This window comes from Sphingomonas sp. dw_22, from assembly GCF_018449795.1.
In the GTDB taxonomy this organism is placed as follows: Bacteria; Pseudomonadota; Alphaproteobacteria; order Sphingomonadales; family Sphingomonadaceae; genus Sphingomonas.
Window position 1 is genome coordinate 1 of sequence record NZ_JAAVVE010000044.1, and the last position, 14,393, is coordinate 14,393.

Here is a 14,393-nt window from a genome sequence, read left to right on the forward strand (position 1 = left end):
CTCGGAGAGATCACCTTGCAGCCAGGCGCCGCCTCCCGATTGCGCTCCTTCCCGCGGGGCGGCCCGCGGGGCCCCCCCCCCCGGCCCCACCCGCCCCCCCCCCCCCCGCCGCCCCCCCCCCCCCCCCCCCCCCCCCCCCCCCCCCCCCCCCCGGGGGGCCCCCCCCCCGGGCCCCCGCCCCCCCCGGGGGGGGGCGGGGGCCGGGCCCGGGGGGGGGGCGCCCCGTCCCCGACTTCCTGAACTTCACGCTCGGAAGCTGACGCTTAGGACGGCCCGATCGCCGTCATGCTCCAACATCGTCGCGCCGCCGCGACGTCGCGCGAACCGATTTTCTCACGCGACGGCGCGAAGACGCGACGATTTCAGGGACTGGCGCAAAGGGAATAGCGCCAAGCTCCGTCGGTTCGCTTGGGGCGTGATCCCGTTCCACCGAATCCCTTCCCCGGCGCAGGCCGGGGCCCAGTTGCGATCCAGCTCGAAGTAATCCAGCCCCATCGCCTCATGCCGACTCGATACTGGATCCCGGCCTGCGCCGGGGAAGGGATTCAACCAGTCGACCCAACTCTAGCGCTTCGAAGCCACCCTCAGGCCGGTGCCCGCTCCGCCGCCAGCGCATCGTCGATCCGCGCGGCGCGGCGATAGGCGTCGCGAGCGCTCAGCCGGGCGAAATAGTCGAGAAAAGCCTGCCGCTTGGGCAAGGTGCCGAACATCGTGCCCCAGCCGATCGCCGAGCCGACATAGACATCGGCCGCAGTGAAGCGGCTGCCGGCAATATAGGGATTCACACTCACCGCCTGCTCCAGCACGTCGACGGTGAGATCGTAATTGCCATAGCCGAACATCCGGCCCTGCTCGGGCCTGGGCACGAACTGCGCGGCATGGTTGGTCACCGCCTGCTCGACCGGGCCGGCGGCGAAGAACAGCCAGCGATAATAAGCGGCGCGCTCCTCCGGCAGCGGGGCCAGCCCGGCCGCCGGAAACGCCTCGGCCAGATAGGCGCAGATCGCCGCGCATTCGGTGACGACCTCGCCGTCATGAACGATCGCGGGCACCTTCCCCATCGGATTGATCGTCAGATAATCCTCGCCCTTCATCGTCGTGCCGTAATCGACGACCTCGGTCTCGTAAGGGACGCCCACTTCCTCGAGCATCCAGCGGGCGATGCGCCCGCGCGACTGAGGATTGGTATAGAAAACCAGTTCGTCGGCCATGACAGTCTCTCCCAAAACGACTCGGCGGAGCGGAACATTCAGGGAACAACTACTATGCCGGCGAGTCAAGCTGCTTGTGGAAGAAGGCGATGGTGCGATCCCAGGCGAGTCCGGCAGCCGCCGCATTGTAGCGCTCCGCCGAGGTGTCGTTGTTGAAGGCATGCTCGACGCCGGGATAGGTGAAAGCTTCGACCGATTTCCCCGCTGCCTTGAGCGCGGCGACCCAGGGCTCGCCGGTGGCGTTCACCCGCGTATCGTTGCCGGCATAATGAAGGAGAAGCGGCGCCTGGACCCTTGCCGCCTCGGCCGGATCGGGAGCCGGGCCGTAATAGGCGACGCCGGCGTCCAGCCCCTTGCCCGCGGCGATCGCGAGGCGATTGGCCATCGCCCCGCCCCAACAGAAGCCGACCACGCCGATGCGGTGATTGGTGTTGCGCATGGCCGCGAACACCTTCAGCGCGCGGACGCCGGTCGCCACCGTCGCGGCCATGTCGAGCTGGCCGATCAGGTCGCGCGCCTTGTCCTCGTCGGCGGGCGTGCCACCGGCGGGTGAGAGGAAATCGGGAGCGTCGGCGATGAAGCCGGCCAGCGCCAGCCGGCGGCAGACGTCCTTGATATGCGCGTTGAGGCCGCGATTCTCGTGGATGACCATCACCACCGGCAGGGCGCCGTCCGGATCCTTGGACTGGGCGTGGTAATAATGGGTGTTGATGCCCTCGGCGGTGAAGCTCTGCATGCTCGCGACGAGGCGGTCGTCATTCTCGGGCACCTGCTGCGCGGCGGCAGGCGATGCGGCGATGCCGGCGATCAGCGTCTCGGCGGCGGCGACCGACCCGGCGAGCGCCGCCATTTCGCGCAGGAGCGCGCGACGATCGCGATGTTCATGGGTGAAGGCGTCGTAGATCCGGATCGCCCGGCTGCGGATGTCGTCCATCGCTCTCTCCCGATTCGTTGCCCCCGAAGGGAACGAAGGTAGCGCAGACGGCCGGCGGCGTCATGCCGCAGGGGATCGGGTGATGGGAGTGTTTGAGACCAAAACACCCGTCATCCCGACAAAGGCCGGGATGACGGGCGGATCTCAGTGCTTGAACAGCGTCTCGGCGGTCGCCTCGGGCTTGGTTTCCACGCCGCCCTCGATGCCCTCGGCTTCGCGGCTGGCCTGGTCGCGCTCGGCGCGGAGCTGCTCGATCAGCGCCTCGCGGTCGCCCTCCAGGCGCGTGTCGGTCGGCGCCTCGATGCCGGCGGCCTTGGCGGCCTTGGCGACGAGCGCGTCGAGCTCGCGCTGGGTGGTGAGGCCCAAAGTCACCGGATCCTTCGGCGTGATGTTGGCGATGTTCCAGTGGCTGCGGTCGCGGATCGCCGAGATGGTGGTGCGCGTGGTGCCGATCAGCTTGCCGATCGCGCCGTCCGAGACTTCCGGATGATGGCGCAGGATCCAGGCGATGCCGTCCGGCTTGTCCTGGCGCTTCGAGACCGGCGTGTAGCGCGGTCCCTTGGTGCGGCGGACCTGCTCGGGCCCCTTGAGAATCTTGAGGCGATAGTCGGGATTGGCCTGGCCCTTCTCGATCTCGTCCATCGTCAGCTCATGCGCGCGCACCGGATCGCGGCCGGTGAGCTTGGTCGAGGCCGTGTCGTCGGCGATCGCCTGGACCTCGAGGATGTGCAGACCGCAGAAATCGGCGATCTGCTCGAATGTGAGCGACGTCTGCTCGACCAGCCAGGAGGCGGTCGCATGCGGCATCAGCGGCTGGGCCACGATATTCTCCAGAAACAATAAGGGCCGCCCTTCACGGGCGGCCGTAACCTGCGTGACTTAGTGCGAGATGCGCTCCGGAGCAAGCACAACGATCCTCCGCACGGCGCAGGGGCTTGTCAGGCCGCCACCTTCTCGCCGTCCATCGGCACCAGCGCGCTCAGGAACTGGCGGGCGCTGGCTTCCCAGGTGAAGCTGCGGCCATATTCGGCGCATCTGGCGCGGTCCCGGGTCAGCGCCTCGTCGATCGCGACGGTCAGATCGTCGTTCATCGCGCCGGTCTCCGGGGTCAGCACGTCGACCGGGCCGGTGACCGGATAGGCGGCGACCGGCGTGCCGCAGGCCAGCGCCTCGATCATCACCAGCCCGAACGTATCGGTGCGGCTGGGGAAGACGAACACGTCGGCGGCGGCATAGGCGGCGGCGAGATCGGTGCCGAACAGCGGGCCGAGGAACTTCGCTTGCGGATAGCGCGCCTCCAGCATCGCCCGCGCGGGGCCGTCACCCACCACGACCTTGGTGCCCGGATGATCGGTCTTCAGGAACGCCTCGAGATTCTTCTCGACCGCGACCCGGCCGACATAGAGCTGCACCGGCCCCTCCAGCGCGGCCATCGCCGGCAGCGGATCGAGCCCCGGATGGAAGTTCTCGAGATCGACGCCCCGGCCCCAATGGCGGACCTGCTTGAGGCCGTGCGCGACCAGCGATTCGCGGATCGACGGCGTGGAGGCGAGGATCGCCGCGCTCGGCGCGTGGAACCAGCGGATATAGCGCCAGATCCATTCGGCCGGCACGCCCGAGCGCGCCGAGACGTAATCGGGGAACTGCGTGTGATAAGCGGTGGTGAAGGGCCGCCCCTGGCGCAGGCACCAGCGCCGCGCGGCGACGCAGAGCGGGCCTTCGGTGGCGAGATGGATCGCGCTGGCGCCGAATTCCTCGATCATCGCGCCGACCGCGTTCACCCGGGCGAGCGCGAGGCGGATCTCGGGATAAGTGGGGCACGGCAGCGAATAGAAAAGATCGGGCGAGATCACGAGGACATGGTGCCCCTGCGATTCCAGCACCCGGCGGACCGATTGGAGCGTGCGAACGACTCCGTTCACCTGGGGCTCCCAGGCATCGGTTACGATTGCGATACGCACGGTCTCGGCCCCTGCCGCTGCCGTCACGCCGCCGCCAGTCTGACCTCGGACGCTTCGCCGCTTTCGCGTGCTGCCATCTCCTCGGCCCAATGGAGAATTTCCATGGTACCGTCGTAGTGCTCGACGAGCGCGGTGCAACCCTCCACCCAATCACCGTCGTTATAATATTCCACGCCGTGGATCGTGCGCATCTCCGCCTTGTGGATGTGACCGGCGATCACGCCGTCGATTCCGCGCGCGCCGGCTTCGTGCGCGACGATCTCTTCGAACTTGGAAATGAAGGCCACGGCGTTCTTCACCTTCTGCTTGGCGTATTTGCTGAGCGACCAATAGGGCAGTCCGAACGCGCGCCGGGCCATGTTCATCCAGCGGTTGAGCGCCATCAGCATTTCATAGGCATAGTCGCCCAGATGGGCGAGCCAGCGGTGCGACATGGTGATCGCGTCGAACTCGTCGCCGTGCAGCACGAGCAGACGGCGGCCGTCGGCGGTGGTGTGGATCGCCTGGCGCTTGATCTTCACGCCGCCGAAATCGAGGCCCGTGAACTGGCGGAACATCTCGTCGTGATTGCCGGGGATATAGACGATCTGGGTGCCGCGCTTGGCGCGCTTGAGCACGCGCCAGACGATGTCGTTATGCGCGGCGGGCCAATAGAAGCGCTTCTTCATCGCCCAGCCGTCGATGATGTCGCCGACCAGATACATGGTGTCGCTGTCGACATGATCGAGGAAGTCGATCAGCATCGCCGCGTTGCAGCCGCGCGTGCCGAGATGGACGTCCGAAATCCACACCGCGCGATATTTCCGGCGCTCGGTGATCGCGCGCTCCGGAATCGACGGAGTGGATGCGTGGAAGTCCGCGAGTTGCGTCGTATCGAACGGAAGCCTGGTGATCGTGGCCATAGCCCGTGTCCCGTGCATTGCCCTTGCCCGGGTCCGTCCTATGGACATGCTATGTTACATTTGGAATCGTTCGACTTTCACGCGGATGTCATAGTTCGCGTCAGTCGGTGATCGCGATGTGGCGGGGTTGGGCGGCGACACGGGCGAGCCAGGCGCGGACGTTCGGATAGGGTTGCAGGTCGAAGCCGCCCTCCCCGGCGACATGGGTATAGGCATAGAGCGCAATATCGGCGAGCGTCAGCCGGTCGAGCACGAACCAGGCGCGGCTTTCCAGATGCTCGTCCATCAGCGCCAGCGCCGCCTCGCTCGCGGCGATCTTGCCGGGAAGCTGGGCGCGCTGGAGGTCGGTGAGATTGTCGAAGCCGATGAACGCCTTCCAGAAGCGCAGCGTCGCAACGTTGGGCTCATGGTTATATTGTTCCCAGAACATCCAGCGCAGCATGTCCGCTTGCTCGAAGCGATCGGCGGGGATCAGGTGGCTGCCATATGCGAGATAGAAGATCGCGGCGTTGCTCTCGGGCAGGAAATCGTCGCCGGTCTGGAGCACCGGGATGCGACCGTTGGCGCTGACCTCGCCCAGGAACTGCGCGGTGCGGGTCTCGCCCTTCAGGATATCGTATTCGCGCCGTTCGAGCGGAATGCCCAGATGCGCGGCGGTGAGCCGGATCTTGTAGCAATTCCCCGACCGCGCATATTCGTGAAGGACGAAAGGCCCCATGGCGTGCTCCCTGTTCGCGTGCGCCGCCTTTCTGGCGTTTCGAAGGGCGGCGTCAAACGCATCGCTGCGGCGATGCGATAAGCGGGGCTTATCTATTCGGCGGCCTGATCCCTGGGCGGGATCGGTGCGGGCGGCTGGGCCGCATCGGCGGTGGCGCCGGCGACGAGCGTGTCGAGCGAGCTGCCGTCGAAACCGAGCTCACGCATCAGCCCGTCGATCACCGGCGCCTGGGCACGATAGCGCAGCGCCGCGGCGACCGCCGAATTGGCGAGGTTGCGATCGCCCTCGCCGTCATTGGCGGCGCCCCCCGCCCCGCCGCCGCGGCCGGTGAGGCCGTCGACCTGGACGATCTTGATCGAATCGATCGCCTCCAGCGGCTTGGAGGCTTCGCGGATCACTTCCGGAAGCACCTTCAGCAGCGCCATCTTGGTCGCATAGGAGACCTGGTCGGACGACAGGATGTTCGCCGCCTCGTTGACCGCACGCTGGCCCGCCGCCTCGACCTCGAAGCGGATGCGATCGGCCTCTGCCTTGAGCTTGGCCGATTCGGCTTCGCCCTCGGCCGCCAGGCGCGTGGCTTCGGCGCGGTCGGCGGCGGCGGCCTTTTCCGCCTCGGCCTGGACCTTGATGCCGATCGCGGCGCGTTCGGCCTCGCGGGCGGCATCGATCAGCTCGATCCGCTTCTGGCGCTCGGCGACCTCGGCCTCGCGCGCGGTGCCGACGCGTTCCTCGGCGACGACCGCCTCGGCACGCGCCTTGTCGGCCTCGGCGCGCGCCTGGCTTTCCTCGCGGCTCTTGTTCTGGACGGCGATCTGCTGCTCCTGGCGGGCGAGCTCCAGCGCCTGGGCCTGGGCGATCTTGGCCTGCTGCACCGCGCGATCGGCCTCGATCTGCTGGCTGTCGACCAGCTTCTTGGCCTCGATCTTGGCCTGTTCGGCCTCCTGCTGGCGCAGCGACTGCTCGCGCGCGACTTCGGCCGACTGAGCGGCGCGGCGCATCTCGACCTCTCGTTCCTGCTCCAGCCGGGCGAATTCGGTGTCGCGGCTGATGAGGAAGGACTGGCGCTGCGCTTCCAGATTCTTGGTCTCGATCTGGACCCGGGTATCCTGCTCGATGTCGTTGCGGGCCTTCTTGCGGAGCTGGATCTGCTCGGTGAGCTTGGTGAGGCCCTCGGCGTCGAACGCATTATTGGCGTTGAAATGCTCGATCGAGGTCTGGTCGAGTCCGGTGAGCGACACCGATTCGAGCTCCAGCCCGTTCATCGCCAGATCGACCGACGAGACCTGCTGCACCTTCTGGACGAAATCGGCACGCTGCTCGTGGAGCTGCGCCATCGTCATGCCGGCGGCGACCGAGCGGAGCGCATCGACGAACTTGCCCTCGACCAGTTCCTTCAGCGCGTCCGGGTGCATGGTGCGCATGCCGAGCGTCTGCGCGGCGGTGGCGATCGCCTGGGCATCGGGGCGGACGCGGACGTAGAATTCGGCCTTCACGTCGATGCGCAGCCGATCGAGCGTGATGAGCGCGTCCATGTTCTTGCGCTCGACCGCGAGGCGCACCGTGTTCATGTTGACCGGCATCGTCTCGTGGAAGACGGGCAGGACCAGCGCGCCGCCGTTGATGACGACCTTTTCGCCGCCAAAGCCGGTGCGGACGAAACCGATCTCCTTGGATGCGCGCTTATAGAGCCGGGCGAGCACGAGCCCGAGAATCAAGAGCGCGGCGAGCGCCACCCCGGCATAGATCAGATAGGGAAGCATCGAGACGGCTCCTTGGGGGACGAGTTCGTTCATGGCGGTTCAGCTTTCGAGGCTGGGGAGGCGGAAATCGCCTCGCGAGATGGCGCGGAAGCACTCGCCCTCGCGCCGGACGAGCAGCACGCGCTCGCCCTCTTCGAAGGCCTGGCCGGCGATATCGGGCTCGACCATCACATAATGAACCTGGCCGTGCGGATCCTCGGCGCGGGCGCGGGCGGGCGAGCCCGGGGTGGCGCGGCCGGTGACGATCTGGGCGGTGGTGCCGATCAGCACTTCCAGCGGGACGGCGGTGGTGAAGTCGCGCGGCAGGATGCGGGCAAGGCCCCGCGCGGCAAGGCCGGTGAGCGGCAGCGACGCGATCCCGACCACGGGCACCGCGATCCACGGATCGAGCGGCGCGCCCGCCCAATCATGCATCGCCTGCTGGAGCATCAGCCCCAATATGCCGAACAGCGCGAGGAACACGACCAGGAGCATGAGGAGCGGCAACCGCCCGAAACCGAGCCAGCCGAGCAGATCGAGATCACCGTCCGCATGGAGGTCGAGATCGGCATGGCCGCCGAGATGATCGCCGAGACCGATGAACTGGACCACGCCGATCAGCAGCATGAGGAGAATCGCCGTCACGAAGGCGACGTTCTCCGGCGCTGCAAGAAACGAAAACACCCCGATGCTCCCCCGAATCGCCACCAAGATTACGGGCGGAGTTATTCATCCCAAAGCGAAATCGAACGCGGGCGCGGAACTCTCCGGGCAGATGGTTGTCTTTACGCCGGATCATGCGAATCGAGAGGATCATCGCCCGCATTCACGCCGGTTGACGGCCGGGAGACGACAGAAGTGCCCGGCAGAATCCTGCGCGGCGGCGATCCTTCCTACAATTGGGGGAAGGGAGTAACCAATGCCGTTGACCGTGCTGCGTGATGGGCACCGCGAATTGCTGCGTCTGATGGACGATATCATCGAAAGCGCCGGGCATGCCGGCCCGGCCAGCCAGGTCGCCCAGGCGCGCCACATCATGGCGCAGGCGATGGCGCGCTTCCTCGCCCAGCACGACCGGATGGTGATCGCCCCGCTGCGGCGGAGCCCCCGGCCCGAGCATCGCGCGCTGGTGCGGCGGCTGACCGACGAGACCCTGGCCATGCGGCAGGCGACCATCGCCCATTATGGCACCTGGACGCTCGACGCGATCGAAGCCGATCCGCGCGAATATCGCATGGCCGTGCGCGCGGTCTACCGGATGCTGGACCGGCGCTTCCAATATGAGGAGGACGAGGTCCATCCCCGGGTGATCGAGGCGATCCAGGCGCTGGCGGCCCAGCGCGCGGCGTAGGATCGCTCCTTGCCTCCCCCAAGAGCCTGCGGCTCCGGGGAGGAGAATGAACTGCCCTATCCTTCTTCGCCGATCGTAAGCACGATCTTGCCGACATGCTCGCCCGATTCCATCCGGGCATGCGCCTCGGCCGCACGCGCCAGCGGATAGGTCGAATCGATCACCGGCTTGAGCCGCCCCTCGGCCACATGCGGCCAGACGACGCGATGCAGCTCGTCCGCCACCAGCGACTTGAACACGCTGTCGCGCGGGCGCAGCGTCGATCCGGTGAGCGTCAGGCGGCGGCGCATGATCTCGAAGATCGGGATCGTCGCGGTCAGCCCGCCCTGCACCGCGATCGAGACATGGCGCCCCTCCTCGGCCAGGCATTGCAGGTTGCGCGGGACATAGTCGCCGCCGACCATGTCGAGGACGATGTTCACGCCCCTGCCCCCGGTGATCTCGCGCACGCGGGCGACGAAATCCTCGGCCTTGTAGTTGATCGCGTGATCGGCGCCGATGCGCCGCGCGGCCTCGCACTTCTCGTCCGATCCGGCGGTGACGATGATCGTCAGCCCGAACAAATTGGCGAGCGCGATCGCCATCGTGCCGATGCCGCTGGTGCCGCCATGGACCAGCAGCGTCTCGCCCTCGCCGGCATAGGCGCGCTCGAAGACGTTGGTCCACACGGTGAACAGCGTCTCGGGCATCGCCGCCGCCTCGACCATCGTCAGCGCGGGCGGCACCGGCAGGCACTGGCCGGCGGGCGCGACGGCATATTCGGCATAGGCCCCGCCCGCGATCAGCGCGCAGACCCGCTGGCCGATCAGCTCGCGCTCCACGTCCTCGCCCACCGCGACGATGGTGCCCGAAATCTCCATGCCCAGGATCGACGGCGCGCCCGGCGGCGGCGGATAGAGCCCCTTGCGCTGCATCACCTCGGGCCGGTTGACCCCGGCCGCGGCGACGCGGACCAGCACTTCGCCGGCACCGGGGCGCGGCACCGGGCGCTCGACGGGCACCAGCACGTCAGGACCGCCCGGCGCATCGGGATCGATGGCCAGCATCACTTCGGCAGCGATCATCTGCGCGTTACTTCCTGATTAACCATAAACCCCCGGGGCCTTATTGACATCGCCCCGGCCAGGGTCAACGCTCAGACTCATGGACGCCGACGAAAATCTTCCGCGTCGCAGGGACGATCTCGTCGTCCAGCTGGCGAAGCAGGATCTCGATCCGTTTTCGGTCGAGGAGCTCGAGGAGCGGATCGCGCTCCTGGAGACGGAGATCGAGCGGAGCCGGACAAAAATTCAAAGTGCCGTTCACCACCGCGCAAGCGCAGACTCTCTATTTAAGAGATGAGCGCGACTGCACCGGACAAGGGGCGATCCGCCATTCAGTTCCGGTGCCGGGCCGCAGCGCTTGATGCGGAGCCCTTCTCTTCCGACATAGGGGAAGACGGGCCGCGTATCCTTTCGGCCCGACTGGAGTTGTAACCGAATGCCTAGTTTCGCCTCCGCCCTGGAATCGACCCTGCACAAGGCGCTGGAGGCTGCGTCCTCCCGCCGCCATGAATATGCGACGCTCGAACATCTGCTGCTGGCGCTCGTCGACGACGAGCATGCCTCGAAGGTGATGAGCGCCTGCGGCGTCGATCTCGGCGACCTCAAGAATACTGTCGCGCAATATCTCGACACCGAGCTGGAGGCGCTGAAGGTCGAGAACGCGACCGATCCCTCGCCCACCAGCGGCTTCCAGCGCGTCGTCCAGCGCGCGATCCTCCACGTCCAGTCCTCGGGCCGCGACGAGGTTACCGGCGCGAACGTGCTGGTCGCGCTGTTCAGCGAGCGCGAATCCTACGCGGTCTATTTCCTGCAGCAGCAGGACATGAGCCGGCTCGATGCGGTCAGCTTCATCAGCCACGGCGTCGGCAAGGGCTCGACCCCGGCCGAAGCCTCCACGCCCAAGGGCGCCGACGATGACAAGTCGAGCAAGCAGGAGACAAAGAGCGGCGGCAAGGGCGAGAGCGCGCTCAAGCAGTTCACCGTCGATCTCAACGAGAAGGCCCGGAACGGCAAGGTCGATCCGCTGATCGGGCGCGGCCCCGAAGTGGACCGCACCGTCCAGATCCTGTGCCGCCGCAGCAAGAACAATCCGCTCTATGTGGGCGATCCCGGCGTCGGCAAGACCGCCATCGCCGAGGGCCTGGCGCGCAAGATCATCGAGGGCGACGTGCCCGAGGTGCTGAAGGAAGCCGTGATCTACTCGCTCGACATGGGCGCGCTGTTGGCCGGCACCCGCTATCGCGGCGATTTCGAGGAGCGGCTGAAGCAGGTCGTCAACGAGCTGGAGAAGCTGCCCCACGCGATCCTGTTCATCGACGAGATCCACACCGTGATCGGCGCGGGTGCCACCTCGGGCGGCGCGATGGATGCGTCGAACCTGCTCAAGCCCGCGCTTTCGGGCGGCCTGATCCGCTGCATCGGATCGACCACCTACAAGGAGTTCCGCAATCACTTCGAGAAGGACCGGGCACTGCTCCGGCGCTTCCAGAAGATCGATGTGAACGAGCCCACGATCGAGGACACGATCAAGATCATCGCGGGGCTGCGGACGGCGTTCGAGGGCCATCACCACGTCAAGTACACGCCCGACGCGATCAAGTCGGCGGTGGAGCTCAGCGCACGCTACATCAACGACCGCAAGCTGCCCGACAAGGCGATCGACGTGATCGACGAGGTCGGCGCGATGCAGATGCTGGTGCCGCCGAACAAGCGCAAGAAGGTCATCACGCCCAAGGAGATCGAGCAGGTCATCGCGACGATGGCGCGCATCCCGCCGAAATCGGTCTCGACCGACGACACGCGGACGCTCGCCAATCTGGAGACAGACCTGAAGCGCGTCGTGTTCGGCCAGGACCGGGCGATCGAAGTGCTGAGCTCGGCGATCAAGCTGAGCCGCGCGGGGCTGCGCGATCCGGACAAGCCGATCGGCAATTATCTGTTCAGCGGCCCCACCGGCGTCGGCAAGACCGAGGTCGCACGGCAGCTCGCCGATATCCTGGGCATTCCGCTCCAGCGCTTCGACATGTCGGAATATATGGAACGGCATTCGGTCTCGCGGCTGATCGGCGCGCCTCCGGGCTATGTCGGCTATGACCAGGGCGGGCTCCTGACCGACGCGGTCGACCAGCAGCCGCATTCGGTGCTGCTGCTCGACGAGATCGAGAAGGCGCATCCGGACCTGTTCAACATCCTGTTGCAGGTGATGGACAATGGCAAGCTGACCGACCACCACGGCAAGACGGTCGATTTCAGGAACACCATCCTGATCATGACCACCAATGCCGGCGCGTCGGACATGGCCAAGGAGAGCCTCGGCTTCGGCGACATGGGCGGGCGCGAGGACGTGCAGGAAGAGGCGGTGAAGAAACTCTTCACGCCGGAATTCCGCAACCGCCTGGATGCGATCGTGCCGTTCGATTACCTGCCGACCGAAGTGGTCAGCCGCGTGGTGGACAAGTTCATCCTCCAGCTCGAGCTGCAGCTCGCCGATCGCGGCGTGCATATCCAGCTCGACGACGAATCGAAGAAGTGGCTGACCGATCGCGGATACGACAAGCTCTATGGCGCGCGGCCGATGGGCCGCCTGATCCAGGAGAAGATCAAGCAGCCGCTCGCCGAGGAGCTGCTGTTCGGCAAGCTCGTCCATGGCGGCGAAGTGACTGTGAAGCTGAAGGACAATGCCCTGGCTTTCGAGGTCACCCCCGCGGCGCCGAAAAAGCCCCGCAAGGGCGGCGGCAAGAAGGCCGAGGCGGTGAAGGCCAAATAAGGCCGCTTCACCGGAGAAATGCGAAGGGCCGGAACCGCGAGGTTCCGGCCCTTTCGTTTTTGATCCTCCCCGGCACGGGGAGGGGGACCGCCGCCGAAGGCGGTGGTGGAGGGGACTCTCCACACCGGAATCCCCTTGCGGCACTCCCCCTCCACCAGCCTGCGGCTGGTCCCCCTCCCCGGCACGGGGAGGGTCAATCTGGAAACCGCAGCACCCGTTTTCCCTTGGTCCGGCTGGTCAAATGGAACTGCCGGCAGCGATCGCAGCGATAGGGCCGGAGCACCAGGCCGGAGCGCTCGGCCATCCGGAGCGCCTCCTGCTCGGACGGAAACCGCGCCTTGCGGGTGCAGGTGCTCAGCTTGGTACGCATTCCGGAAACATGCCCCTTGTCATCAAAGCGGCTCCCTGTAGATCGTAACGACTGCACAGCACATGCCATAAGCAACTGTGCCGGACGTCGCGCTCGCCGCGACGCCGTCGACTCGGTCGCACAACGATAGGCCCGGCGAAGATCGGGAACTGGTCGCGCGCAACGAAGGGCCACGGCCCGGAACCGGGGAGACCGAGGATGACCATCAATCGCAGAGTGCTGATCGGCGGCGCGGGAATCACGCTTGTCGCCATCGTCGCGACGACCGCGGGCCTGGCCCAGAGCCGCGACACGCCGCCCGAGGCACGCTATTTCGTCGATGCCGGGACGATCGCCGGCATGATGGGCCGGGGCGATCAGCACGAGCTGGTGCTGCGGCTCGGCTCGCGGCTGGCGCCGACCGGCGGCGAGCCCAAGGCCGATCATTTCATGCCCGAAGCGGCGCGGCTGGGCGCCTCGGTGCCGCTCGAGACGCCGAAGATCGTCAAGGGCGAGGATTATCCCACCGAGTTCCAGCGGCCCAAGGGGCGCCTGCTGATCTATTGGGGCTGCGGCGCGCATGCCGGGCCGGGCCAGCCGGTCGTCATCGATTTCGCCAGGGTGGCGCAGGGCCAGTTCCCGCCCGGGCTCTTCTCGGTGCGGGTGCCGGTCGAGGACGGGCCGCGCGCAGCCACCAGCCGCACCTATGGCGACTGGCCGAATTCGCAGAAGACCAAGACCATCAGCGGCAAATCCTCGCTGATCGGCCAGCACCGGGTGGTCGGCAATTACAGCGCGGACATCGATTTCACGCTGGGCCAGGGCCAGGACTTCATGGACGGACTGCGCGCCAAGTCGAGCGCGAACGCCGACGGATCGATCGACCTCGGCTGGAACGCGCTGGGCACCGCGACCGGCTATTATGCCTGGATGTTCGGCACGACCCAGACCGATCCGAACAAGGGCGGCGACATGGTATGGTGGGCATCCTCGACCACCAAGGAATTCGGCGGCGGGCTGTGGAACTGGCTCTCGCCGGCCACGGTCAGCCGGTTGATCGGGCAGAAGATCGTGATGCCGCCCAGCCAGACGCGCTGCACCGTGCCGGCCGAAGTGAAGCAGGCGGGGCCGGGCATGCTGATGGGCTTCATCTATGCCTATGGCCCGGAAGCGAACTTCGCCTTTCCCGAGCGGCCGAGGGATCCGAAGGTGGCATGGCGTCCGAAATGGACCGCCAAGGTGCGCTATCGCTCGATGGGGATGGTCATGCCGGGCATGCCCAGCATGGGCGACATGATGATGGGCCGCGACGAGCGCAGCGAGCAGCCGTCCGGGGAGAACGAACAGCCGAAGAAGTGCAAGCCCAAGGTGGGCGGCATGCTGGGCCGGGCGATTTTGGGCAAGAAGGCCTGTTAGGG

The 14,393-nt window shown here is 66.8% G+C and carries 14 protein-coding genes; 4 read left to right on the plus strand and 10 right to left on the minus strand.

The features are described 5' to 3' along the window. Nucleotides 1–584 precede the first annotated feature (584 nt). From HB724_RS16445 to HB724_RS16480, 8 genes are all read right to left on the minus strand, one after another. Nucleotides 585–1,211 carry a glutathione S-transferase family protein gene (locus HB724_RS16445; protein WP_213982033.1) on the minus strand — a complete coding sequence of 209 codons (627 nt, stop codon included), beginning with the start codon at nucleotides 1,209–1,211 and terminating at the stop codon, nucleotides 585–587. A 52-nt stretch (nucleotides 1,212–1,263) separates the two neighbouring features. Continuing rightward, entirely contained in the window at nucleotides 1,264–2,145 is an 882-nt protein-coding gene (locus HB724_RS16450; RefSeq protein ID WP_213982034.1) for a dienelactone hydrolase family protein, read from the minus strand. A gap of 144 nt (nucleotides 2,146–2,289) precedes the next feature. After that, nucleotides 2,290–2,967, minus strand: coding sequence for a cell cycle transcriptional regulator TrcR (locus tag HB724_RS16455; protein WP_213982035.1), 678 nt, complete (start codon nucleotides 2,965–2,967; stop codon nucleotides 2,290–2,292). Between the two features lie 116 nt (nucleotides 2,968–3,083). Continuing rightward, nucleotides 3,084–4,106 (minus strand): glycosyltransferase, encoded by a 1,023-nt coding sequence (locus HB724_RS16460; protein WP_213982036.1) that lies wholly within the window; start codon nucleotides 4,104–4,106, stop codon nucleotides 3,084–3,086. A 23-nt stretch (nucleotides 4,107–4,129) separates the two neighbouring features. Beyond that, on the minus strand, nucleotides 4,130–5,008 hold the full coding sequence (locus HB724_RS16465) for a UDP-2,3-diacylglucosamine diphosphatase (RefSeq protein WP_213982037.1): 879 nt from the start codon (nucleotides 5,006–5,008) through the stop codon (nucleotides 4,130–4,132). Between the two features lie 100 nt (nucleotides 5,009–5,108). Further along, nucleotides 5,109–5,726 carry a glutathione S-transferase family protein gene (locus HB724_RS16470; RefSeq protein WP_213982038.1) on the minus strand — a complete coding sequence of 206 codons (618 nt, stop codon included), beginning with the start codon at nucleotides 5,724–5,726 and terminating at the stop codon, nucleotides 5,109–5,111. A gap of 92 nt (nucleotides 5,727–5,818) precedes the next feature. Beyond that, nucleotides 5,819–7,519, minus strand: coding sequence for a flotillin domain-containing protein (locus HB724_RS16475; RefSeq protein WP_213982039.1), 1,701 nt, complete (start codon nucleotides 7,517–7,519; stop codon nucleotides 5,819–5,821). A gap of 6 nt (nucleotides 7,520–7,525) precedes the next feature. Next, nucleotides 7,526–8,149 carry an OB-fold-containig protein gene (locus tag HB724_RS16480; protein WP_213982040.1) on the minus strand — a complete coding sequence of 208 codons (624 nt, stop codon included), beginning with the start codon at nucleotides 8,147–8,149 and terminating at the stop codon, nucleotides 7,526–7,528. Nucleotides 8,150–8,384: 235 nt separating this feature from the next. On the opposite strand from HB724_RS16480, the gene HB724_RS16485 reads away from it, so the two are divergent. Continuing rightward, on the plus strand, nucleotides 8,385–8,816 hold the full coding sequence (locus HB724_RS16485) for a hypothetical protein (RefSeq protein ID WP_213982041.1): 432 nt from the start codon (nucleotides 8,385–8,387) through the stop codon (nucleotides 8,814–8,816). 56 nt (nucleotides 8,817–8,872) lie between these two features. Here HB724_RS16485 and HB724_RS16490 read toward each other — a convergent pair whose 3' ends face one another. Continuing rightward, the gene (locus HB724_RS16490) at nucleotides 8,873–9,880 is read right to left on the minus strand and encodes an NAD(P)H-quinone oxidoreductase (RefSeq protein ID WP_256731574.1); all 1,008 of its coding nucleotides are present in this window, start codon (nucleotides 9,878–9,880) and stop codon (nucleotides 8,873–8,875) included. Nucleotides 9,881–9,959: 79 nt separating this feature from the next. Here HB724_RS16490 and HB724_RS16495 point away from each other — a divergent pair, with 79 nt between their 5' ends. Continuing rightward, nucleotides 9,960–10,157: a DUF1192 domain-containing protein gene (locus tag HB724_RS16495; RefSeq protein ID WP_213982042.1), complete on the plus strand. Its 198-nt coding sequence runs from the start codon at nucleotides 9,960–9,962 to the stop codon at nucleotides 10,155–10,157. Nucleotides 10,158–10,295: 138 nt separating this feature from the next. Continuing rightward, entirely contained in the window at nucleotides 10,296–12,626 is a 2,331-nt protein-coding gene (clpA, locus tag HB724_RS16500; RefSeq protein ID WP_213982043.1) for an ATP-dependent Clp protease ATP-binding subunit ClpA, read from the plus strand. A gap of 193 nt (nucleotides 12,627–12,819) precedes the next feature. Here the strand turns inward: clpA and HB724_RS16505 are convergent, their stop codons facing one another. After that, nucleotides 12,820–12,996, minus strand: coding sequence for a hypothetical protein (locus HB724_RS16505; protein ID WP_213982044.1), 177 nt, complete (start codon nucleotides 12,994–12,996; stop codon nucleotides 12,820–12,822). Nucleotides 12,997–13,194: 198 nt separating this feature from the next. Between HB724_RS16505 and HB724_RS16510 the strand changes: the two genes are divergently transcribed. Beyond that, nucleotides 13,195–14,391: a hypothetical protein gene (locus HB724_RS16510; protein WP_256731575.1), complete on the plus strand. Its 1,197-nt coding sequence runs from the start codon at nucleotides 13,195–13,197 to the stop codon at nucleotides 14,389–14,391. Nucleotides 14,392–14,393 lie beyond the last annotated feature (2 nt).

Bases quoted from the DNA above. Each gene is read 5' to 3' on its own strand.
- HB724_RS16465 (WP_213982037.1), bottom strand. From the start codon at position 5,008: ATGGCCACGATCACCAGGCTTCCGTTCGATACGACGCAACTCGCGGAC.
- HB724_RS16445 (WP_213982033.1), bottom strand. From the start codon at position 1,211: ATGGCCGACGAACTGGTTTTCTATACCAATCCTCAGTCGCGCGGGCGC.
- HB724_RS16485 (WP_213982041.1), top strand. From the start codon at position 8,385: ATGCCGTTGACCGTGCTGCGTGATGGGCACCGCGAATTGCTGCGTCTG.
- HB724_RS16475 (WP_213982039.1), bottom strand. From the start codon at position 7,519: ATGAACGAACTCGTCCCCCAAGGAGCCGTCTCGATGCTTCCCTATCTG.
- HB724_RS16470 (WP_213982038.1), bottom strand. From the start codon at position 5,726: ATGGGGCCTTTCGTCCTTCACGAATATGCGCGGTCGGGGAATTGCTAC.
- clpA (WP_213982043.1), top strand. From the start codon at position 10,296: ATGCCTAGTTTCGCCTCCGCCCTGGAATCGACCCTGCACAAGGCGCTG.
- HB724_RS16490 (WP_256731574.1), bottom strand. From the start codon at position 9,880: ATGATCGCTGCCGAAGTGATGCTGGCCATCGATCCCGATGCGCCGGGC.
- HB724_RS16450 (WP_213982034.1), bottom strand. From the start codon at position 2,145: ATGGACGACATCCGCAGCCGGGCGATCCGGATCTACGACGCCTTCACC.
- HB724_RS16510 (WP_256731575.1), top strand. From the start codon at position 13,195: ATGACCATCAATCGCAGAGTGCTGATCGGCGGCGCGGGAATCACGCTT.
- HB724_RS16505 (WP_213982044.1), bottom strand. From the start codon at position 12,996: ATGCGTACCAAGCTGAGCACCTGCACCCGCAAGGCGCGGTTTCCGTCC.
- HB724_RS16495 (WP_213982042.1), top strand. From the start codon at position 9,960: ATGGACGCCGACGAAAATCTTCCGCGTCGCAGGGACGATCTCGTCGTC.